At 67.4% G+C, this 21,102-nt stretch carries 16 protein-coding genes and 1 riboswitch; of the genes, 4 read left to right on the plus strand and 12 right to left on the minus strand.

Annotation, left to right across the window (positions count from 1 at the left end):
- Positions 1-57 precede the first annotated feature (57 nt).
- The 6 genes from AC5P9N_RS11305 to AC5P9N_RS11330 all read right to left on the minus strand — a co-directional run bounded on the left by AC5P9N_RS11305 (position 58) and on the right by AC5P9N_RS11330 (position 5,040).
- Positions 58-1,023: an NAD-dependent epimerase/dehydratase family protein gene (locus AC5P9N_RS11305; protein WP_005411650.1), complete on the minus strand. Its 966-nt coding sequence runs from the start codon at positions 1,021-1,023 to the stop codon at positions 58-60.
- Positions 1,024-1,068: 45 nt separating this feature from the next.
- Positions 1,069-1,803: a suppressor of fused domain protein gene (locus AC5P9N_RS11310; RefSeq protein ID WP_099473895.1), complete on the minus strand. Its 735-nt coding sequence runs from the start codon at positions 1,801-1,803 to the stop codon at positions 1,069-1,071.
- A 125-nt stretch (positions 1,804-1,928) separates the two neighbouring features.
- Positions 1,929-2,852, minus strand: coding sequence for a ParB/RepB/Spo0J family partition protein (locus tag AC5P9N_RS11315; protein ID WP_005411652.1), 924 nt, complete (start codon positions 2,850-2,852; stop codon positions 1,929-1,931).
- The gene (locus tag AC5P9N_RS11320) at positions 2,852-3,649 is read right to left on the minus strand and encodes a ParA family protein (protein WP_005411653.1); all 798 of its coding nucleotides are present in this window, start codon (positions 3,647-3,649) and stop codon (positions 2,852-2,854) included. The genes AC5P9N_RS11315 and AC5P9N_RS11320 overlap by 1 nt, the downstream gene beginning before the upstream one ends.
- A gap of 113 nt (positions 3,650-3,762) precedes the next feature.
- Positions 3,763-4,401, minus strand: a complete 639-nt coding sequence (gene rsmG, locus AC5P9N_RS11325; RefSeq protein WP_012481632.1) for a 16S rRNA (guanine(527)-N(7))-methyltransferase RsmG — start codon at positions 4,399-4,401, stop codon at positions 3,763-3,765.
- A 39-nt stretch (positions 4,402-4,440) separates the two neighbouring features.
- The gene (locus AC5P9N_RS11330; protein WP_033835351.1) at positions 4,441-5,040 is read right to left on the minus strand and encodes a 4'-phosphopantetheinyl transferase family protein; all 600 of its coding nucleotides are present in this window, start codon (positions 5,038-5,040) and stop codon (positions 4,441-4,443) included.
- 84 nt (positions 5,041-5,124) lie between these two features.
- On the opposite strand from AC5P9N_RS11330, the gene AC5P9N_RS11335 reads away from it, so the two are divergent.
- The gene (locus AC5P9N_RS11335; protein WP_005411656.1) at positions 5,125-5,376 is read left to right on the plus strand and encodes a GlsB/YeaQ/YmgE family stress response membrane protein; all 252 of its coding nucleotides are present in this window, start codon (positions 5,125-5,127) and stop codon (positions 5,374-5,376) included.
- 72 nt (positions 5,377-5,448) lie between these two features.
- Here AC5P9N_RS11335 and xth read toward each other — a convergent pair whose 3' ends face one another.
- From xth to AC5P9N_RS11355, 4 genes are all read right to left on the minus strand, one after another.
- Positions 5,449-6,216 carry an exodeoxyribonuclease III gene (xth, locus tag AC5P9N_RS11340; protein WP_033835352.1) on the minus strand — a complete coding sequence of 256 codons (768 nt, stop codon included), beginning with the start codon at positions 6,214-6,216 and terminating at the stop codon, positions 5,449-5,451.
- Between the two features lie 131 nt (positions 6,217-6,347).
- The gene (locus AC5P9N_RS11345; protein ID WP_099485160.1) at positions 6,348-7,757 is read right to left on the minus strand and encodes a coniferyl aldehyde dehydrogenase; all 1,410 of its coding nucleotides are present in this window, start codon (positions 7,755-7,757) and stop codon (positions 6,348-6,350) included.
- 213 nt (positions 7,758-7,970) lie between these two features.
- The gene (locus AC5P9N_RS11350; RefSeq protein WP_005411659.1) at positions 7,971-9,632 is read right to left on the minus strand and encodes an MFS transporter; all 1,662 of its coding nucleotides are present in this window, start codon (positions 9,630-9,632) and stop codon (positions 7,971-7,973) included.
- 193 nt (positions 9,633-9,825) lie between these two features.
- Entirely contained in the window at positions 9,826-11,253 is a 1,428-nt protein-coding gene (locus AC5P9N_RS11355) for a DcaP family trimeric outer membrane transporter (protein WP_099485161.1), read from the minus strand.
- 245 nt (positions 11,254-11,498) lie between these two features.
- Between AC5P9N_RS11355 and acs the strand changes: the two genes are divergently transcribed.
- From acs to AC5P9N_RS11370, 3 genes are all read left to right on the plus strand, one after another.
- Positions 11,499-13,442 carry an acetate--CoA ligase gene (gene acs, locus AC5P9N_RS11360; protein WP_005411661.1) on the plus strand — a complete coding sequence of 648 codons (1,944 nt, stop codon included), beginning with the start codon at positions 11,499-11,501 and terminating at the stop codon, positions 13,440-13,442.
- A gap of 79 nt (positions 13,443-13,521) precedes the next feature.
- Positions 13,522-14,187: a response regulator transcription factor gene (locus tag AC5P9N_RS11365; RefSeq protein ID WP_005411662.1), complete on the plus strand. Its 666-nt coding sequence runs from the start codon at positions 13,522-13,524 to the stop codon at positions 14,185-14,187.
- Positions 14,188-14,419: 232 nt separating this feature from the next.
- Positions 14,420-14,509, plus strand: a riboswitch (yybP-ykoY riboswitch).
- An 88-nt stretch (positions 14,510-14,597) separates the two neighbouring features.
- On the plus strand, positions 14,598-15,173 hold the full coding sequence (locus tag AC5P9N_RS11370) for a manganese efflux pump MntP (RefSeq protein WP_049397048.1): 576 nt from the start codon (positions 14,598-14,600) through the stop codon (positions 15,171-15,173).
- 39 nt (positions 15,174-15,212) lie between these two features.
- On the opposite strand, the gene AC5P9N_RS11375 is transcribed toward AC5P9N_RS11370, so the two are convergent.
- Positions 15,213-18,659, minus strand: a complete 3,447-nt coding sequence (locus AC5P9N_RS11375) for a hybrid sensor histidine kinase/response regulator (RefSeq protein WP_099485162.1) — start codon at positions 18,657-18,659, stop codon at positions 15,213-15,215.
- A gap of 207 nt (positions 18,660-18,866) precedes the next feature.
- Positions 18,867-21,014: a S46 family peptidase gene (locus AC5P9N_RS11380; protein ID WP_099485163.1), complete on the minus strand. Its 2,148-nt coding sequence runs from the start codon at positions 21,012-21,014 to the stop codon at positions 18,867-18,869.
- Positions 21,015-21,102: the final 88 nt, after the last annotated feature.

A 21,102-nucleotide genomic window follows, 5' to 3' on the forward strand; every position in this document is an offset into this window, starting at 1 on the left:
GCATTCTCCGAAGCCGAGGTTATCCGAAGATGAATCCGGCTGTGTGAGGATCCGTCCTCAGGCGCGGTCGCCAAAATACTCGCGGCACCACTGCACGACGGGGGGCAACCCTTCTTCGATCGGGGTCACCGCGTCGAAGCCGAATGCGTCATGGGCGCGCCGGGTATCGGCCATCGTGCGCACCATGTCGCCCGGCTGCATCGGCTTGTAGACCTTCTGCGCGGGGCGACCGGCGGCCTGCTCGATCACGCTGATGAAGCGCTCCAGCTCGACCGGCGTATGGTTGCCGAGGTTGAACACCCGGTGCGGTACCGGACCATCGGCCGGATGCGCGAGCGCGCCGAGGATACCCGACACGATGTCGGAGACATGTGTGAAATCACGCTGCATGCGGCCCTCGTTGAACACGTCGATCGGCCGCCCGGCCAGCACCGCACGCGAGAACAGCAGCGGTGCCATGTCCGGCCGGCCCCACGGGCCATACACGGTGAAGAAGCGCAGGCCGGTGGCATGCAGGCCGTAAAGCTGCGCGTAGGTGTAGGCCATCAGCTCGTTGGCCGCCTTGGTCGCCGCGTACAGCGAGCGCGGCTGGTCCACGCGCTGGTCCTCGGAGAACGGCGGCGTGGCCGAATCGCCGTAGACCGAGCTGCTGGAGGCATACACCAGGTGCTGCACGCCACGGTGGCGGCACAGTTCGAGCATGTTGACGAAGCCGACCAGGTTGCTGTCGACGTAGGCGTGCGGGTTTTCCAGCGAATAGCGCACGCCGGCCTGCGCGGCCAGGTGGATCACCGCAGTCGGCTTCACCTCGTCGAACAGTGCCGCCAGACCCTGCTGGTCGGTCAGGTCCAGGGTGCGCAGGTCCAGCGCCGGGCACAGCGCGGCCACGCGGTCGCGCTTGATCTGCGGGTCGTAGTAGTCGTTGAAGTTGTCCAGGCCAACCACGGGCTGGCCGGCCTCCAGCAGCGCGCGGGCGGTGTAGGCACCGATGAAGCCGGCAGCGCCGGTGAGCAGGATGGTCATGACAGGGGCCTGGAAACGAAATTCAGGCCCCTGATGTTACCGGTCTCAGAACAATCCGAAACGCTTCTTCGCCACGTTGGTGCGGCCGGGTTCGATCACGTCCTGGATGTTCTTCGCATCGAAGCGGTCGAGCAGCGCCTCGGCGCCCTTCCTCAGCTTCAGGTCCATCTCTTCCGGGTACAGCGGAACCAGGCTCATGAAGCTGATGGTCCTGCCGTCCTCCAGCGCCAGCGTGGCGAAGTCCTCCGGGGCGGTCACCGGCGACAGCACGATGGCACCGTCGAAACCCACGCCCGGCGCGTAGGGCTCGCTGGGATGGCCGTTGGGAATGGTGTGGCCGAAGCCCAGCCAGGTGTCGTACTCGTGCGGCAACCGTGCCATGCCCTTCAGCAGGCGCACCGGCCAGTAATTGCGCTCGTCCTCGAAGGCGTCCTGGGAGATCGGCCAGTCGGCCGGCAGGGTCACCATCAGTTCCATGTAGCGCGGCACGTCCGCGTCCACCTCGGCGGGCACGGTCATCGGCAGGTCGCTCATGCCGGAGGTGACCAGGCGCAGGTATGGGCAGTGGTCATTGGCCGGCACCACGTGCACGTCGATGTGCACCAGATCGGAGATGATCTCGTGGAAGACACCGGACACCGGGCCCAGATGGCGTTCGAGATGGGCGCTGATCGCCTCGATGTGCTGTTCTTCGCCGATGGCGGGCACGAAGTCCTTTTCGCGGCGATGTACCAGTATCTGGGTGCCGTCCGGGCTGACGTCCTCGTATTCGTTGCTCATGTCCTGTTCCCTGGATGAGGCCACGGACCGGAGAGCAGTGCATCCCCGGCACGCGCGGCGGTGCGTTCCCTGTCATCTGCAGGACGCGGCGGGAACAGGCCGCACCCCCTGACGCGGCGCCGGGCTCAGCCCTGGCGCGTACGCAGCTTTTCCAGCACGCCGTCCAGGGTATCCAGATCGGTGTAGTGGATGATCAGCTTGCCCTTGCCGCCCCGGCCGTGGTTGATCGCCACCTTGGCACCCAGTGCTTCGGACAGTTCGGTTTCCAGCGAGGCGATGTCGGCCTGCTGCACCTTCGGCGTCGCCACCGGGCGGTTGCTCGGCACCTTGCCGGCCGCGAAGGCCTGCGCACGGCGCTCGACCTCGCGCACCGACCAGCCTTCATCGGCCGCTTCCTGCGCCAGCTTGCCAGCCAGCTCGGGAGCCAGGGTCAGCAGCGCGCGGGCGTGGCCCATTTCCAGGCGGCGGGTTTCCAGCAGCAAGCGGATCGCCACCGGCAGCTCCAGCAGGCGCAGCAGGTTGGACACCGCCGCGCGCGAGCGGCCGACGGCCTCGGCGGCCTCGGCATGGGTCAGGGTGAACTCGCTGATCAGGCGCTGCAGCGCCTCGGCTTCTTCCAGCGGGTTGAGGTCTTCGCGCTGGATGTTCTCGATCAGCGCCATCGCGATGACGGTGCGGTCTTCCAGCTCGCGCACCACCACCGGCACTTCGTCCAGGCCGGCCAGCTGCGATGCGCGCCAGCGGCGCTCACCGGCGACGATTTCGTAGTTGCCTGCCGGCAGCTGGCGCACCAGGATCGGTTGGATCACGCCCTGCGACTTGATCGAGTCGGCCAGCTCGGAGAGCTTGCCCTCGTCCATCTCGCGGCGCGGCTGGTACTTGCCCGGCTGCAGCTGGCCGACCGGCAACTTGCGCAGCACTTCACCCGGCAGCGGCTCAATCACCGCGGTGGTGGCCTGCACCTGGCTGACCGCGCCTTTCGGGCCCAGCAGCGCGTCCAGGCCACGGCCGAGGCCTCGCTTCTTGGCTGCCGGCTTGCTGCTGGTCATCAGACGGTCTCCACGGCCTTGGCGGCCTTGTTGCGTTCGTTGTTGCGGCGGATGATCTCGCCGGCCAGGCCCAGGTAGGCCACGCCACCGCGCGAGGCGCGGTCGTAGCCGACGATGCTCTGGCCATGGCTGGGCGCCTCGGCCAGGCGCACGTTGCGCGGCACGATGGTGCGGAACACGCGGTCGCCGAAGTGCTCGGTGAGCTCGGCCGACACTGCGTTGGCCAGGTTGTTGCGCACGTCGAACATGGTGCGCAGCACGCCTTCGATCTCCAGCGCCGGGTTCAGGCTGGTGCGCAGCGCTTCGATGGTTTCCACCAGCGCGCTCAGGCCTTCCAGTGCGTAGTACTCGCACTGCATCGGCACGATCACCGAATCGGCGGCGGCCAGCGCGTTGAGCGTCAGCAGCGACAACGCCGGCGGGCAATCGATCAGGATGTAGTCGTACTCGTCGCGGATCGGCGCCAGTGCGCGCTTCAGGCGCTGCTCGCGCTCGCTCTGGCCCATCAGCTGGATCTCGGCGGCGGTCAGGTCGATGTTGCCCGGCAGCAGGTCGTAGCCTTCGGCGGTCTGCACGCGCACATCGGCGGCGCTGTTCTCGCCCAGCAGCAGATCGCAGGTGGAGGCCGCCAGCTCACGCTTGTCCACGCCGCTGCCCATGGTCGCGTTGCCCTGCGAGTCCAGGTCGACCAACAGCACGCGCTTGGGTGCGTTGGCCAGAGAAGCGGCCAGGTTGACGGCGGTCGTGGTCTTGCCGACGCCACCCTTCTGGTTGGCGATGGCGATGATGCGGGCCATGCGGGTGTGCCTCGTCGACGGATGGTTGGGACCGGTCATTATGCGTACAACCGGCCCCTTGCGGAAATCGTGGATCGCCAACCCGTTGTTCCACAAAGGGCTGGCGGCGGGAATCAGGGACCTGTAACGGTGACCAGGTGGCGTTCGCCGGCCAGGCCGGGCACGCTCAGCGGGGTCACCTCACGCACCTGCCAGCCAGCCGGCAGTTCCGCGATCTCCTCATGCGGGTAGACGCCCTTCATGGCCAGCAGCACGCCACCGGGGCGCAGCAGATGGCCGCCGACGCGGACGATGCCAGCCAGGGTATCCATTGCGCGCGCGGTCAGCTGGTCGTAACGACCGGCCTCGTCCAGCGCTTCGGCCCGCGATTCGGCCACGCGGGCGTTGCCCAGGCCGAGCTGGCGCACGGCCTCGCGCATGAAGCGCGCCTTCTTGCCGTTGCTCTCCACCAGGGTGACCTGCAGGCCCGGGCAGGCGATCGCCAGCGGGATGCCGGGCAACCCGGGGCCGGTACCGAGGTCGGCCAGGCTGCCATCAGCCACGAACGGCTGCATCGCCAGCGAATCGAGCAGGTGGCGGGTAACCATCTCCTGCGGGTCGCGGATGGCGGTGAGGTTGTAGGTGCCGTTCCAGCGGTGCAGCAGGGCCAGGTAGCGCAGCAGCGGCGGCGCCAGCGCGGCGTCCAGGCCCATGCTGGCCAGGCCCTGTTCCAGCGTGGCAGCCACGCTGGCGGGAAGTGGGTGTTCGCTCATGCCGCCATTATCGCCGGTTTTGCGCGCTGATTCCCCGCTTCAGTGCGGATACCAGGCCAACGCCGCACGGAACTGGCCGGTGGCCTGCCATTCGTGCAGGTGCCAGCGCGCGGCCTCGCCCAGTTCCGGGTCGCACCAGCGCAGGTGCAGGGCGCCATCGGCCCCCGGCGCCAGCTGCAGGCGGTGCAGGCCGAACGAGATGCCCTGGCCGTGCGCCTTCAGGATGGCTTCCTTGACGCACCACACGCGGAAGAACCAGTGCTCGCGGTCGGCCTCGTCCAGGCGTTCCAGCCAGGCCACCTCCTGCGGGTGGAAGAAGCGCCGCACGATCTCCAGAAGACGCGGCCGCGGCCGCAGCAGTTCCAGGTCCACGCCCAGCCGCACGCCTTCGCCCAGCGCCACCAGCAGCACCTCACCGCTGTGGCTCCAGCCGGTCCCGTAGTGGGCCAACGGGCCGCTCAGCTCCGGCCGGCCCTTGTCGTCACGGACCAGTGGCAGCGTCTGCGGATCGGTGCCCAGCGCCTGCGCCAGTACCTGCCGCGCCTGCGGTTCACCGCGCTGGCCCGGCACGTGCGGACGCCGCCAGACCGTTACCGGACCGAAGCGCCACGGGCCGTCGAGGGTGGCTGGCAGGCTCATCCGCACGCGCCCATCACGCAATTGCACGACGGGTTCACGGCCGTGCGCGTCAACTGGTCACAGTTTCCCACCGGAGGTTCGATCATGGGCATCATCATCTGGCTGATCGTCGGCGGCATCGTAGGCTGGCTGGCCAGCATCATCATGAAGCGCGATGCCCAGCAGGGCATCATCCTCAACATCGTGGTCGGCATCGTCGGCGCGCTGATTTCCGGCTGGCTGTTCGGCGGCGGCATCAACGAAGCGATCACCATCCGCACCTTCCTGTTCTCGCTGATCGGCGCGGTGATCCTGCTGGCGATCGTCAACCTGTTCACCCGCAAGAGCATACGGTGATCTGAGGGTAGTGCCGGCCACTGGCCGGCAGATGATCCAGAACGGGCCCGGCAATCGTCGGGCCCTGTTCGTTCAACCGATCTGCACCCAGGCCGGCGCATGGTCGCTCGGGCGTTCCCAGGTGCGCGGCTCGCGGTCGATGCCCGAGGCCACCGCGCTGCCCTTCAGCGCATCGGAGACCAGGGTCAGGTCGATGCGCAGGCCCAGGTTGCGGCGGAAGCCGGCGGCACGGTAATCCCACCAGCTGAAGGTGCCCGCCTCGTCGTTGTGCAGGCGGAAGCCATCGTGCAGGCCCAGCTGCAGCAGCTTGTTGAGCGCGCCGCGCTCGGCGGTGGAGGTCAGGATGTGGTTGTCGTTCCACACCTCCGGGTCGTGCACATCGCGCGCGTCCGGGGCGATGTTGAAGTCACCCATCACGATCAGCTTCGGATGCCGCTGCAGTTCTTCGGCGATCCAGGCATGCACCGCTTCCAGCCAGCGCAGCTTGTAGTCGTACTTGTCGGTGCCGATGTCCTGGCCATTGACCACGTACAGGTTGATCACCCGCAGGTCGCCGAAGGTACCGGCAATGACGCGCTTCTGTTCGTCCTCGAAGCCGGGAATGCCGATCTGCACGTCCTGCGCCGGCTCACGCGACAGCAGCGCCACGCCGTTGTAGGTCTTCTGGCCGGCGAACACGCTGCGGTAGCCGGCGGCGATCAGCGCAGAATCGGGGAACTTGTGGTCCTCCAGCTTGGTTTCCTGGATACCGACGATGTCCGGGCCGAACTCCCTGAGCCACTGCTCCAGGTGCGGCAGGCGGACATTGAGCGAATTGACGTTCCACGAGGCGATCTTCATGCAGGCATTCTACCCGGGTGCGCTTGGCACGCGTGCCACCCCAGGTGGGCACCCACCGGTAGTGCCGGGCGCTGGCCGGCAACTGCAGGGTCTTGCCGACGGTCCATGCGGTTGCCGGCCAGCGGCCGGCACTACCGAAGCAGCAGCTTCAACAACCCCGCAATCTTCGAATACGGCGGCCGCAGCCGGTCGCTGGCCGCCCAGCGCGACTGCCACAGCACCGGCAGCCGCTTGCTCATCGCATCGAACCCGGCGCGGCCGTGGTACGCGCCCATGCCGCTGGCCCCGACCCCGCCAAACGGCAGGCCATCGGCGGCGAAGTGCAGCAGCGTGTCATTCACCGTCACCCCACCGGCCACCACCTGGCCGAGGATGCGCTCCACCGTGGCCCGGTCATGGCTGAAGGGATACAGCGCCAACGGCCGGTCGCGGGACAGCACGTCGGCCAGCGCGGCATCCAGATCCGGATAGGCCCGCACCGGCAGGATCGGCCCGAAGATCTCCTCGCGCATCAGGTCCAGGTCGTCCGGCGGGTCCAGCACCACGGTCGGCACCAGCAGGCGCTCGCGGTCGGCGCGCGCCTCATCCACCTGCGCCAGCGGAATCACCGGCACGCCGCGTTCGCGCGCCTGTGCCAGATAGCCCTGCAGGCGCCGGTACTGGCCTTCATTGATGATGCGGGTGTAGTCGTCGGCATCGCTGAAGTCGCCATAGCGCTCGCGCACCTGCTGCTGCAGCGCCTGTACGAACTCGCGCTGGCGCACGGTGTCGATCAGCACGTAATCCGGCGCGATGCAGGTCTGCCCGGCGTTGAACCATTTCCCGGTGGCGAACCGCGCGGCGGCTTTGTCCAGCGGGAAATCGCGGCAGACAATCGCCGGCGACTTGCCGCCCAGCTCCAGCGTGACCGGCACCAGATGCTCGGCGGCGGCCGCCATCACCTTGCGACCGACGGCCGTCGAGCCGGTGAACAGCAGATGGTCCAGCGGCAGCGAGGACACCGCCGCCGCCACATCCGCCCCGCCCTGCACCACCGCCACGCGATCGGGCGGGAACACACTGGCCAGCAGATCGGCCAGGAATGCACTGGTGCGTGGTGTGTGTTCCGAGGGCTTCAGCAACACATGGTTGCCGGCGGCAATCGCGGTGGCCAGCGGCACCAGCGCCAGCGTAACCGGGTAGTTCCAGGGCGAGATCACCCCGACCACGCCCAGCGGCGTCGGCCGCAGCTGCGCACGCGCCGGCCACAGCTTCCAGCCTGCACCGACCCGCTGCGGCTTCGACCAGCGCCGCAGGTGGCGGCGCAGGTGATCGATGGCCGACAGCACGCTCATGCCATCGGCCAGCTTCGATTCCACGTGGGCGCGATGGCCAAAGTCCTCGGCGATGGCCTGCGCCATTTCGTCCAGGCGTGGCTTCAACGCCTCGCGCAGGCGGCGCAGGTCAGCTTCGCGCTGGTCGGGCGAAGGGCGCTGCGACTGCCAGGCGCTGCGCAGGGTGTGCAGGAGGGCGGGAAGGTCTTCCGGCGTAGTGGTGGTCATGGGCCGACTATACGGGGTGCTGCGCAACCCAATGGTAGTGCCGGCCGCTGGCCGGCAACCTCATGAATCTCCGCGGACATAAAGCCGTTGCCGGCCAGCGGCCGGCACTACCGGATTGCGAGCCGAGTGGGCACGCCCCACAAACAGAAAGGCCGCGGTCTGCACCGCGGCCCCTGAAACCCGGTGGGTGCCGACCGTTGGTCGGCACACCGGTTACTTGGTGATATCCACGTCCTTGGTCTCACGCAGGAACAGGCCGCCGATCACCACCGACATCAGCGCGATGATGATGGGGTACCACAGGCCGTAGTAGAGGTTGCCGGTACCGGCCACCAGCGCGAACGAGATCGCCGGCAGGAAGCCACCGAACCAGCCGTTGCCGATGTGGTACGGCAGCGACATCGAGGTGTAGCGGATGCGGGTCGGGAACAGTTCGACCAGGTAAGCGGCGATCGGGCCGTAGACCATGGTCACGTACAGCACCAGCAGCCACAGCATGAAGATGGTGCCGGCGATGTTGATGCGGGCGCCATCGGCCTTGGCCGGGTAGCCGGCGGTGGTCAGGGCGGTCTTCAGTTCCGCACCGAACGCGTCAGCCTTGGCCTTGCCTTCTTCCTTGGTCAGGCCGGCGGCCTCATACGAGGTGACGCTGGCGCTGCCCACGTTCACCATCGCCAGCGAACCGGCGGCAGCGGGCTGTACGTCGTACGGCACACCAGCCTTGGTCAGCGCGGCGGTAGCCACGTCGCAGGAGCTGGTGAACTTGCGCAGGCCCACCGGATCGAACTGGAATGAACAGGTGTTCGGATCGGCGACGACCAGCGCCGGCGAGGATGCACGCGCTTCTTCGATGGCCGGGTTGGCGAAGTGGGTCAGGCCCTTGAAGATCGGGATGTAGGTGATGGCCGCCAGCAGGCAGCCGGCCAGGATGATCTTCTTGCGGCCAATGCGGTCGGACAGCCAGCCGAAGAAGATGAAGAACGGCACGCCCAGCGCCAGCGCGGCCGCGATCAGCAGGTAGGAGGTGGTGGCATCGACCTTCAGCATGCTGCTGAGGAAGAACAGCGCGTAGAACTGGCCGCCGTACCAGACCACGGCCTGGCCGGCCGCCGCACCGAGCAGGACCAGCAGCATCAGCTTCAGGTTGCCGCCCTTCAGGCTGTCACGGAACGGCGTCTTGGAGCCCTTGCCTTCCGACTTCATCTGCTGGAACAGCGGCGACTCGCTCAGCTGCAGGCGGATCCACACCGACACGCCCAGCAGCAGGATCGAGACCAGGAACGGAATGCGCCAGCCCCAGGCTTCGAAGGCTTCATTGCCCAGGAAGTAACGGCAGGCCAGGATGATCAGCAGCGACATGAACAGGCCGAGCGTGGCGGTGCACTGGATGAAGCTGGTGTACAGGCCGCGCTTGTCGTCCGGCGCGTGCTCGGCCACGTAGGTGGCGGCACCGCCGTACTCGCCGCCCATCGCCAGGCCCTGGGCCAGGCGCAGGATGATCAGGATCACCGGTGCGGCGAAACCGATCGAGGCGTAGTTGGGCAGCACGCCGACCAGGAAGGTCGAGATGCCCATGATCAGGATGGTGACCAGGAAGGTGTACTTGCGGCCGATGCGGTCGCCGAGGCTGCCGAAGAAGGCCGCGCCGAACGGACGCACGAAGAAGCCGGCGGCAAACGCCAGCAGGGCGAAGATCATGCCCGTGGTTTCATTGACGCCGCTGAAGAACTGCTTGGCGATGATGGCCGCGAGCGAGCCGTACAGGAAGAAGTCATACCACTCGAAGACCGTGCCGAGGCTCGAGGCGAAGATGACCTTCTTGTGGCCCTTGGTCAGGGTGCCCGCTTTATGTGCGGTGCTGGGTGTACTGGACATGGGACGCTTCCCCTCCGAAGCAATCGTTGTTGGTGGGTGCCGACCGTTGGTCGGCACTCAATTCGGTAGATGCCGACCTTGGCCGGCACCCCATCTCGGTAGATGCCGACCTTGGCCGGCACCCCATCTCGGTAGATGCCGACCTTGGCCGGCACCCCATCTCGGTAGGTGCCGGCCGCTGGCCGGCACGCTCTTAGAAGCTGTACTTCGTGGTGAACTGCAATCGGGTGATGTCACCCTTGTTGCCGTTCTCCACTTCGCGACGGCCGTACATCAGTTCGGCGCCGATATCGACCTTGGGCAGCGGCGAATAGAAGATGTTGCCGCGGATGCTCTGCACGCTCTTGGTCACCAGCGGGCCCAGGATGCTGTCGTTGTCGTAGTCGCTGCGCGCATAGATCAGGTTGGTGCGCAGCTTCGGCGAGAACGCATGCCGCCAGCCCACGTAGCCGGCCAGCACGCCGGTCGGGTTGAGCTCGTCGCGGGCCACGTCGTAGGCGCTATCGGCGGTGATGCCCAGGCCGATGTAGCGAGCGATGCCTTCGCCGCCGGTCAGCTGGTAGTGCAGCGAATCGCTGTCACCCATCACCCATTTGCCGCCCAGGGTCAGGCCGCCAGCCACCTTGTCGGCCTTGGCGCCGGTGGCCTGGTTGTCGACCTTCAGCTGACGGACGATGCCGCCGACACCGAAGGTGCCCCAGTCACCCTTCCAGCCATAGCGCAGGGTCAGGTCAGGCAGGCTGCCACGGTCGGAGTTGGCGCTGGTGTTGGTCCAGGCGCCGGTGACCGGGTTGCGGGTTCCGGTGAGGGTGGTGGTTTCCGGGTTTTCCAGTGCGACGCTGAAGCCGCCCTGGGTGTAGCGCACCTGGGCCTGGCGCACGAAGATCACGCCGTCGGTGGGGCCGACGAAGTCGACCGCTTCCGGCAGCGACGCCGCGTCCATGAAGTTGGACCAGGTCTGGCCGGCCATCCAGTTGTTCCAGTACATGTAGGCATGACGCAGGGTCACGCCGTAGGTATTGGTGGCGGTCTGGTTGCCCAGCGAGTTGCCGAAGAAGTCCATCTCGAAGAACGCACCGGCCTTGTTGCCCGACTCGCTCACGTTGTCGATGCCCAGGTTGAAGCGCGAGAACTTGGCGTGGGCATTGAAGTCGGTGCCCGAACGCTTGCCGCTGCCGCCGGCGCCTTCCACCGGGGTCTGGCCCGGCAGGTACAGCGAGCGGCCGGTGGCGTCGTCGGCCAGCTGGCCATCGCTGGTCTGGGTGGCCATGAAGTCGGCCTTGATGAAGCCGCCGATCTTGACCGTGGTGCCCGGCGCCGCGCCCGGGGTGATGGTGGTGACCTGGATCGGCTGCTTGCCGGCCGGCACCGAGGCGACCGGCTTCTGCCCGGCCTGCACCGTACGGACTTCGGTCACCGCCTGCTGGGTCTGGCTGATCTGGGTCTGTTGTTGTTGCTGCGAAGACAGCAGCAGCTGGACCTGGCGTTCCAGTTCGGCAACGCGTGCTTCCAGCGCTTTCTCTTTGGCGGTCTCAGCGAACGCCATGCCCGGTGCGACCAGGGCGACCAACAGGCAGGCCGCCAAAGGTTTGCGCACGGCTTTCAACGTACGGTGGCTCATGTTGCCCTCTCTCCCAAGTGGCAAGGTGATGCCGCGCGTGGGGCACGGTCGAGCCGAGACTGCGGGGCGATTATGTATAGCGGCTATTCGCCATTGGTCGAACCCGGCCCTGCTGGGCGCTCACTTTCGACCATGGTCTAACCAGAGTGGTGACGCGGCCGGGGGTGGATGGGGCAAACTGAGGGGGATCGGTCGCTGCGATGCTGCGACCGCACATACAAAGTCAACGTGCAAGTGAGGGTGCCATGGCTGATATCTACCCCGTCGATCCGCAATTCGCCGCCAAGGCACGCATCGACAAGACGTCGTACGAACAGCAGTACCAGGCTTCGGTGACCGACCCGGATGGTTTCTGGGGCAAGGCCGCCGAGCGCCTGCAGTGGATGCGCAAGCCGACCAGGATCAAGAACGTCAGCTACGACCTTTCCGACTTCCACATCAAGTGGTTCGAAGATGGCGAGCTCAATGCCAGCGTGAACTGCCTGGATCGCCAGCTGGAAACACGCGGCGACAAGACCGCCCTGCTGTTCGAGCCCGATGGCCCGGATGCACCGGCCCAGCACGTGACCTACCGCGAGCTGTACGAGCGCACCTGCCGCCTCGGCAATGCACTGCGCAACCTCGGCGTCAAGAAGGGCGACCGGGTCACCATCTACCTGCCGATGATCGTCGACGCCGCGGTGGCCATGCTGGCCTGCGCGCGCATCGGTGCGATCCACTCGGTGGTGTTCGGTGGCTTCGCGCCGAACTCGATCGCCGACCGTGTCAGCGACTGCCAGAGCAAGCTGATCATCACCGCCGACGAGGGCCTGCGCGGTGGTCGCAGGATTCCGCTGAAGGCCAACGTCGATGCCGCGCTGAAGCTGCCGGGCACCAATACCGTGGAAACCGTGCTGGTGGTGCGCCACACCGGCGGTGCCGTGGACATGCAGGCCCCACGCGACCGCTGGTTCCACGATGTGGTGGACAGCCAGCCGGCCACCTGCGAACCGGAACGCATGAACGCGGAAGACCCGCTGTTCATCCTCTACACCTCCGGTTCCACCGGCAAGCCGAAGGGCGTGCTGCACACCACCGGCGGTTACCTGCTGTACGCGGCCTACACCCATGAAGCGGTGTTCGACCTGCGCGAGGACGACATCTACTGGTGCACCGCCGACGTCGGCTGGGTCACCGGCCACAGCTACATCGTGTACGGGCCGCTGGCCAACGGCGCGACCTCGCTGATGTTCGAAGGCGTGCCGAACTACCCGGACACCTCGCGTTTCTGGAACGTCATCGACAAGCACAAGGTGACCATCTTCTACACCGCCCCGACCGCCATCCGTGCGCTGATGCGCGAAGGCGAGGAGCCGGTGAAGAAGACCTCGCGCGCCTCGCTGCGCCTGCTCGGCAGCGTCGGCGAGCCGATCAACCCGGAAGCCTGGCGCTGGTACTACGAGGTGGTCGGCGACAGCCGCTGCCCGATCGTCGATACCTGGTGGCAGACCGAGACCGGCGGCATCCTGATCTCGCCGCTGGCCGGCGCGATGGACCTCAAGCCGGGTTCGGCCACCCTGCCCTTCTTCGGCGTGCAGCCGGCGCTGGTCAATGCCGATGGCGAGATCCAGGACGGCCCGACCGAGGGCAACCTGATCATCCGTGATTCCTGGCCGGGCCAGATGCGCACGGTGTACGGCGACCACCAGCGTTTCATCGATACCTATTTCCGCACCTACCCGGGCAGCTACTTCACCGGCGACGGTTGCCGACGCGACGAGGACGGCTATTACTGGATCACCGGCCGCGTCGACGATGTGATCAACGTGTCCGGCCACCGCATCGGCACCGCCGAGGTGGAAAGCGCGCTGGTCTCGCACCCGAAGGTGGCCGAAGCGGCCGTGGTCGGCTTCCCGCACGACGTGAAGGGCCAGGGCATCTACGCCTACGTCACCCTGGTGGCCGAAGAGGCACCGAGCGATGAACTGCACAAGGAGCTGATCGCCTGGGTGCGCAAGGAGATCGGCCCGATCGCCACGCCGGACCACCTGCAGTGGGCGCCGGGCCTGCCGAAGACCCGCTCGGGCAAGATCATGCGCCGCATCCTGCGCAAGATCGCCGAGAACGCGCCGGACCAGCTCGGCGACACTTCGACCCTGGCCGATCCGTCGGTGGTGGCGTCACTGGTGGACGAGCGCAAGGTGCGCTGATGTACGACCGGGGTCGGATCCCTTTCCGCAAGGAAAGGGCTCTGACCCCATCTGCTTTCCCCCACGGTTCCCCCCGACCATGACCACCCTCCTGATTGCCGATGACCACCCGCTGTTCCGCGAAGCCCTGCGCGGCGCCGTGCAGCGGGTCATCCCCGGCGTGCAGCTGTTCGAGGCCGACAGCGTGGAAGCGCTGTACGCGCTGGCCGACCAGCACAACGACGCCGACCTGGTCCTGATGGACCTCAACATGCCCGGTGCGCAGGGTTTCAACGCGCTGGTGCACATGCGATCGCTGCATCCGCACCTGCCGGTGGTCGTGGTGTCCGCGCGCGAAGAGGCGACGGTGATGCGACGCGCGCTCGACCACGGCGCGCTGGGCTTCATTCCGAAGTCTGCGGATTCGGACACTATCGGCCACGCACTGGGCACCATCCTCGATGGCGAGACCTGGGCGCCGCCGGAAGCGCACAACGTGCCGCCCACCGAGCGCGAGGAACGCGAAGTCGGCCAGCGACTGCGCGAGCTCACCCCGCAGCAGTTCCGCGTGCTGCAGATGCTGGGCGCAGGCCGCTTGAACAAGCAGATCGCCTACGACCTCAATGTCTCCGAAGCGACGATCAAGGCCCACGTCACCGCCATCCTGCGCAAGCTGGGCGTGACCAACCGCACCCAGGCCGTGCTGATGGCCGGCAAGCTGGCGATCGACGACGACGCCATCGTGCTGCCGCCGGAAGAAGATTGAGGTAGTGCCGGCCGCTGGCCGGCAATCGCCTTCAGCTCCTGAAATCACCCGAAACCGCTTCGGTAGGTGCCGAGCTTGCTTGGCACGCTCTCGCCGTTGCGCATGCCGGCCAGCGGCCGGCACTACCCGGCACCGCTGCGCTCGCGATATAGCCATCGCTATACAAACCAGCCCTGCCTGCGCGTTTCGCTGGAAATGCGCCACGCGCGAATCGCGATGCTAAGCTTCGCGTCCCCTTGGGGAGTAGCCGGATTCCTTCGCAGGAATCGTCCACGTCAACATACTCGGCCAGTGCGCCGTGGCGTGGACAACCATGATGGTTGGCGAGACCAGCGGCCCGCGCGCGCAACGTCAGGTTGGGCGCGAGCGCAGGCCGTGCGTCCGTCCTGGCCCGACCTCAGCCGCTGTCCATGTCCCCCATTTCGATCCTCCTGATCGGCTTTGCCATGTCCACCGATGCCTTTGCCGCCGCGATCGGCAAGGGTGCGGCCATGCGCAGGCCGGTGTTCCGCGATGCCTTGCGTGCCGGCATCATCTTCGGCGTCATCGAGGCGATCACGCCCATCATCGGCTGGCTGCTCGGTCGCGCCGCGCTGCAGTACGTGGAAGCTTTCGACCACTGGATCGCCTTCGGCCTGCTCGGCGCGCTGGGCATCCACATGATCTACAACGGCCTGCGCCCGGACAGTGCCGAGGAAGACGAAGACCCTTCGCAGCACCACGGCTTCTGGAAGCTGGCGCTGACCGGTTTCGCCACCAGCATCGATGCGATGGCGGTGGGTATCGGCCTGGCCTTCATGGACGTGCATATCGGCGTGATGGCCGCGGTCATCGGCCTGTGCACACTGACCATGGTCACCGCCGGCATCATGCTCGGCCGCGTGCTGGGCAGCATGGTCGGCAAGCGTGCGGAGATCATCGGTGGCGTGATCCTGGTGATCATCGGCGCGACCATCCTGTACGAACACCTGCACGGCGTGGGGTAACGCTTCCGCGATTACGTGGTTGCCGGCCAGCGGCCGGCACTACTGCGCGTCGCGCAGCGCGCCCAGGAAGGCGCGCAGCGAGGCCGGCTTGATCGGCTTGGTCAGCACGCGGTAGCCGCGTTCGCGCGCCATCCGCTTCAACTCGTCGCGACCATCGGCGGTCAGCAGCGCGCCGGGCAACGGGTAGCCCGCAGCCTCGCGAAGTGCCACCAGCGCATCCAGGCCATCCATGCGGTCGTGCAGGTGGTAGTCCACCAGCATCACCTGCGGGCGCTCGGCGATCTTCTCCAGCGCCTGGTCGACGGTGGCGGCAGTGATCACCTGCACCTGCCAACGGCCAAGCAATGCACGCATGCCGTCGAGGATCTCCTCGTCGTTGTCCACGCACAGCACGCGCAGGCCCGCCAGCGAATCGCTGCGCACCGGCGCGGCGACGGCCTGTACCGGCGCGGCCAGTTCGGTGTAGCCCGGCAGCGGTGCGACCCGCGGCAGGATGATCGAGAACATCGATCCCTTGCCGACCCGGCTGCGCGCATTGAGGCGATGGTCAAGCAGACGCGAGATGCGCTGGCAGATCGACAGGCCCAGCCCCAACCCCTGCTCACCCCAATCGAACGGTTGCTGGTAGCGGTGGAACTCGTCGAAGATCTGCCGCATGTGGTGCTCGGGAATGCCGGGACCGGTATCCCACACCTGCAGCTCCACTTCGTCGCCGCGCTGGCGTACCGCCAGCACGATGCGCCCCTGCCGTGTGTAGCGCAGCGCGTTGGCCAGGAAGTTCTGAAGCACGCGGCGCAGCAGGCGGCGGTCACTGCGCACCCATGCCGGGCGTGCGAACAGGTCCAGGCGCAGGCCACGGCCGGCGGCGACCGGGGTGTACTGCGCGGCCAGTTCGCGCATCAACGCACTCACGTCGAACTCGCCGATCACCGGGTGCAGGCCACCGGCATCCAGCCGCGACACATCCAGCAGACCATCGAGCAGCTCTTCGGCCGCACGCAACGACGCATCCACACGCTCGGCCAGGTGCTTCTGCTCATCGCTCACGTGATCGCTGTCGCGCAGCGCGGAAGCGAACAGGCGTGCGGCGTTCAGTGGCTGCAGCACGTCATGGCTGATCGCCGCCAGGAAGCGGGTCTTCGACTGCTGCGCGACCTCGGCCTCGTGCGAGCGCTCGGCGACGCGCTGTTCCAGCGTTTCGTTGGCTTCCAGCAGGGCCTTTTCCGCGTGCTTGTAGTCGGTGATGTCGTTGTAGCTGGTCACGTAACCGCCGCCGGGCAGCGCCTGGCCACGCATCTCGATCACCTTGCCATCGCTGCGGGTGCGCTCGAACACGTGCGGTGACCCCGCGCGCATGTAGCCGATGCGTCGGTTGATCTGCACTTCGATATCACCCTCGCCCAGCTCGCCGCGCTCGGCGTTGTAGCGGATCAGGTCGGCCACAGGGCGACCTACGTAGAGCATGCCGTCGGGGTAGCCGAACATGTCCTGGTAACGACGATTCCATGCGGTCAGGCGCATGTCCGGATCGACCACGCTGACCCCGGCGCTGATGTTCTCCAGCGTGGTCGACAGGATCTCGCGGTTGAAGCGCAGTTCCTGCCCGGCTTCGTCCAGCACCGCCACCACTTCGCCCAGGTCCATGCCCGAGCCACGCAGCAGGCTGGTCAGCAGCAGGCGCGCCGAGGCCGCACCAATCGACGCGGCCAGCAGGCGTTCGGTGAACTGCACCCACGGCCGGTCGGCCGGCGCCGAGGATTGCAGCTCGCGGCCCAGTGACTGTGCCTGCTCGAAGAACGAACGCCGCGCGTGGCGCTCGCCGACCACGCGCGAAGCCAGCGCCAGCAGATCGCCCACATGCACGTGACCCGGCCAACCACCCGCCACCGACGGTCGTTCGGCATACGGGTCGAGGAACGGCGCGGCGCGCAGCCGCTCGTCCACACCGGGCCGCCAGCGTGCGGACACCAGCATCATCGTCGCCGCATTGACCAGCAGCGACCAGAACGTCCCATGGGTCAGGGGGTCCCAGCCGGTCATGCCGAACAGCTGCTGCGGACGCAGCCACTCGATGCCGAACGGGCCGTGCTGCACCCAGCCAGCATCGACCCAGCCGGCCATGGTCATCGCCGGCAGCAGCAGTGTGTACAGCCAGGTGGCGAAGCCCAGCAGCATGCCCACCTCGACACCACGCCGGCTCGCGCCGCGCCAGTACAGGCCGCCGATCAGCCCGGGCGCGAACTGCGCCACCGCCGCGAACGCCATCAGGCCGTACGAGGCCAGCGTGCTGTCGTTGCTGCTGGTGCGGTAGTAGCTGTAGGCCATCAGCGCCAGCAGCAGGATCGCCAGGCGGCGGATCCACAGCACGCGCGAGGCGACGTCGGCCGCCTCCTGGTGGTCGCCGCTGCGACGCAGCAGCACCGGCATCACCAGATCGTTGCTGACCATGGTGGCCAGCGCGATGGACGAGACGATGACCATGCCGGTGGCGGCGGAGAAGCCGCCCACATAGGCGATCAGCGCCAGCGCGTTGCGGCCTTCGGCCAGCGGCAGGGCCAGCACCATCGAGTCGTCGGCGACGCTGCCGCCGGTGCCGAACAGGGTCACGCCGGCGGTGGCGATCGGCAGCACCATGCCCGAGATCACTACCAGGTAGCCACCGAACATCCAGCGCGCGCGGCGTACGTCGCGCACGTCACCGCACTCGACCACGGCCACGTGGAACTGGCGTGGCAGGCAGATGATGGCCAGGAAGCTGAGCAGGGTCTGCGAGATGAAGCCCACCGGCGGCAGGCCGGTGAACAGCGTATGCACCGACTCGACCACCGCGTCGGTGCGGTTGCTCAGCCACAGGTAGGCGAACACGCCCACGGCCAGCATGGCCAGCAGCTTGATCACCGATTCGAAGGCGATCGCCAGCATCATGCCGTGGTGGTGCTCGGTGGCGTCGACCTGGCGGGTGCCGAACAGGGTGGCGAACAGCGCCATCAGCAGCGCCACGTACAGCGCCGGATCGGTGAAGAAGCCGGTCGGGCCGCTGTTGCCGGTCAGCACCTGCAGGCTCATCGCCACCGCTTTGTACTGCAGGGCAAGGTACGGAATGATGCCGATCAGGGCGATGATCGCCACCAGTGCCGCCAACCGCCGCGAGCGGCCGAAGCGCGAGGAGATGAAATCGGCGATGGAGACCACGTTCTGGCTGCGCGCGATCAGCGCCAGGCGCTCGATGATGCGCCAGCCGAACAACAGCAGCAGCAACGGACCGATATAGATCGGCAGGTAGCCCACGCCGTTGCGCACGGCGGTACCCACCGCGCCGTAGAAGGTCCACGACGAGCAGTACACGGCCAGCGCCAGGCTGTACACCACCGGCCGCAGCCACGGCCGGTCGGGATACATCGGCCGGCGGTCACCCCACCACGCCACGCCGAACAGCAGCGCGGCATAGGCAACCGAGACCAGCAGCAGGATCCAGCTGGAGACCACGCGTGCGTTTCCGTCGGAACAGGGGCCAGTAGATCACGACCGTTGGTCGTGAGGGTAGGTCATGGCGGTGGGTCACGACCGTTGGCCCGTCTGGTGGGTCACGACCGTTGGTCGTGACGGGGACATCCGCGCCCACTGACAGTGGGCACCTACCGGGAATCAATGGGCACCCACCAGGAAGCGGTGGGCACCTGCCAGGTACCGGCGTTATTGGGCCGGCACGCCCATTTCCTTCAGCAGCTCGGGCGCCGGGTAGACCTTGGCCAGCAGCCAGCGCAGGTAGCGCATGTCCACGTGCACGGCGCGCTTGTAGCGCGGATCGAACCACCAGCTGGCGCTGACCGATTCCCAGTTGCTGTCGAAGTTCAGGCCGATCAGTTCGCCCTTGGCGTTGAGCACCGGCGAGCCGGAGTTGCCGCCGGTGGTATCCAGGTTGGTCAGGAAGTTGACCGTCTGGGTCTTCAGCGCCGGGTCGGCGGTGCTGCCGAAGTCACCCTTGGCAATCGCCGCCAGCAGCGGCTTGGGCGCATCGAACGGATAGGCGTTGGTGTTCTTCTCGACGATGCCGGCCACGGTGGTCACCGGCGAGTAGGTCACGCCATCGCGCGGGTGCAGCGCCTCGACCTTGCCGTAGCTGATGCGCAGGGTGCGGTTGGCATCCGGGTACACGGCGCGGCCCTGCTTGGCACGCCAGGCGAACAGCGCCTGCATGTACGCCGGGCGCAGGCGCAGCTGCTCGCCTTCGCGGGTCTTGCTCTCGTTCTCGATGCGCAGCTGCGCGGCCACCAGCGGGCCGGCCACGGCGATCAGCGGATCGGCGGCCAGCGCCTTGCCTTCGCGTGCGGCAGCGAAGCGCGACAGGCGCTGCGCCTCGTCACCCAGCTGGGTGCCCGCATACAGGGTATCCAGCGCCTTGGCCAGCTGCTGCGGGGTACGGCCGAAGGCCGCGTCGAACTCGGCCACGCGCTGCGCGTCCGGCAGCTGCTGGTAGCGGGTCAGCAGGGTGGTCAGCAGCGCCTTCTCGACCTCCGGTGCGTAACGGCGCTGGACCTGCTTGAGCACGCCTTCGATCATCGCCTGGTCGCGCTGCTGGAAACCGCTCTCGCGCTGCGCGTCCGGCTTGGCCGATTCGACGCGCAGGCGCTCCAGCAGCAACGCCGAACGCAGCAGCTGGCTCTGCGCGGCCATCTGGTCCAGCAGCAAGTCACGCTCGCCCACCGCCGCACCCTGCGACAGGTTGGCCAGCAGTGCCTTGATGTCGCCCTGGTACTTGCGGTCGGTGGCCGCCAGCATCGCCGTCTCGTCGGCGGCACGCTGGGCCTTCGCGTCGCTGCGCAGCAGGCCTTCCAGCTCACCGGCAGCGCGCTTGCGGTTGTTCTTCAGCGACTGCAGCTGCGAGGCATAGCGGGTGCGCGCCTGTGCATCCTTGGCGCTGGCGGCCTCGATGGTGTCGATCATCTGCTGGAACACCGATACGCGGCGCGGCAGCACGGTATCGATCTGGCCGGCGAATTCGGCCGCGGTACGGTGGCGGTAGGTGATGCCCGGGTAACCGGCCAGCATCGCGTAGTCGCCTTCCTTCGGGCCTTCCACCGACATCTGCAGGTGTGCCGGCGCCTGGTAGGGCACGTTGTCCTTGCTGTAGGCGGCCGGCTTGCCGTCCTTGCCCACGTAGGCGCGCAGCAGGGTGAAGTCGCCGGTGTGGCGCGGCCACATGAAGTTGTCGATCTCATCGCCGTAGTTGCCGATCGCACGCGGCGGCGCGTACACCAGGCGCACGTCGCTCAGTTCCAGCTGGGCGATGCGGTAGAAGTCGGTGCCGTAGTACATGTTGGCCACCGAGCAGCGCACGCTGCCGTCCTTCTCGCACTCGGCCACGATCTGCTTGCTGGCCGCATCGACGGCATCGAAGTAGGCGCGGCCGGTCTTGCCACGCGCCTGCGCCAGCACCTGGTCGGTCACCTTGTCGAAGCCGACGGTGACCAGCACGCGGAAGTCCGGGTTGGCCGGGCGCTCGTCGCCACGGTCCCTGGCGATGAAGCCACCAGTGATCAGGTCGTGCTCGGGCGAGCTGTTGTACTGGATCACGCCCATCGCCACGTGGTGGTTGGTCAGCAGCAGGCCGTCGGCGGACACGAACGAACCGGTGCCGCCACCGGCACGCACCACGGCGCTCAGCGGCGGCGCAGTGACGTTGGCCAGGTCGGCCGGATTGCCCTTGAAACCTGCGGCCTGCAGCGGCTTGGCCAGTTCCGGCAGCTGCGTCGGCATCCACATGCCTTCATCGGCGTGGGCACCGGCGGCGAGGGTCAGGCCCAGGGCCAGGGCGGTGGGAAGGGCTTTGCGTGATGACATGAGGCAATCCGGTACGACAGAACAGCCCGGGACCATAGCCCGTGGGGCGCTGTCGGGCAACGCCCGATGGTCAGGGGGTCGGGGCCAC

The organism is Stenotrophomonas sp. YJH_SMC_6, assembly GCF_059371335.1.

Excerpts from the sequence above, each read along its gene's own strand:
- AC5P9N_RS11370 (WP_049397048.1), top strand. The coding sequence starts at position 14,598 with ATGTCCCCCATTTCGATCCTCCTGATCGGCTTTGCCATGTCCACCGAT.
- AC5P9N_RS11305 (WP_005411650.1), bottom strand. The coding sequence starts at position 1,023 with ATGACCATCCTGCTCACCGGCGCTGCCGGCTTCATCGGTGCCTACACC.
- AC5P9N_RS11320 (WP_005411653.1), bottom strand. The coding sequence starts at position 3,649 with ATGGCCCGCATCATCGCCATCGCCAACCAGAAGGGTGGCGTCGGCAAG.
- AC5P9N_RS11355 (WP_099485161.1), bottom strand. The coding sequence starts at position 11,253 with ATGAGCCACCGTACGTTGAAAGCCGTGCGCAAACCTTTGGCGGCCTGC.
- acs (WP_005411661.1), top strand. The coding sequence starts at position 11,499 with ATGGCTGATATCTACCCCGTCGATCCGCAATTCGCCGCCAAGGCACGC.
- rsmG (WP_012481632.1), bottom strand. The coding sequence starts at position 4,401 with ATGAGCGAACACCCACTTCCCGCCAGCGTGGCTGCCACGCTGGAACAG.
- xth (WP_033835352.1), bottom strand. The coding sequence starts at position 6,216 with ATGAAGATCGCCTCGTGGAACGTCAATTCGCTCAATGTCCGCCTGCCG.
- AC5P9N_RS11335 (WP_005411656.1), top strand. The coding sequence starts at position 5,125 with ATGGGCATCATCATCTGGCTGATCGTCGGCGGCATCGTAGGCTGGCTG.
- AC5P9N_RS11345 (WP_099485160.1), bottom strand. The coding sequence starts at position 7,757 with ATGACCACCACTACGCCGGAAGACCTTCCCGCCCTCCTGCACACCCTG.
- AC5P9N_RS11330 (WP_033835351.1), bottom strand. The coding sequence starts at position 5,040 with ATGAGCCTGCCAGCCACCCTCGACGGCCCGTGGCGCTTCGGTCCGGTA.
- AC5P9N_RS11350 (WP_005411659.1), bottom strand. The coding sequence starts at position 9,632 with ATGTCCAGTACACCCAGCACCGCACATAAAGCGGGCACCCTGACCAAG.
- AC5P9N_RS11380 (WP_099485163.1), bottom strand. The coding sequence starts at position 21,014 with ATGTCATCACGCAAAGCCCTTCCCACCGCCCTGGCCCTGGGCCTGACC.
- AC5P9N_RS11310 (WP_099473895.1), bottom strand. The coding sequence starts at position 1,803 with ATGAGCAACGAATACGAGGACGTCAGCCCGGACGGCACCCAGATACTG.
- AC5P9N_RS11315 (WP_005411652.1), bottom strand. The coding sequence starts at position 2,852 with ATGACCAGCAGCAAGCCGGCAGCCAAGAAGCGAGGCCTCGGCCGTGGC.
- AC5P9N_RS11365 (WP_005411662.1), top strand. The coding sequence starts at position 13,522 with ATGACCACCCTCCTGATTGCCGATGACCACCCGCTGTTCCGCGAAGCC.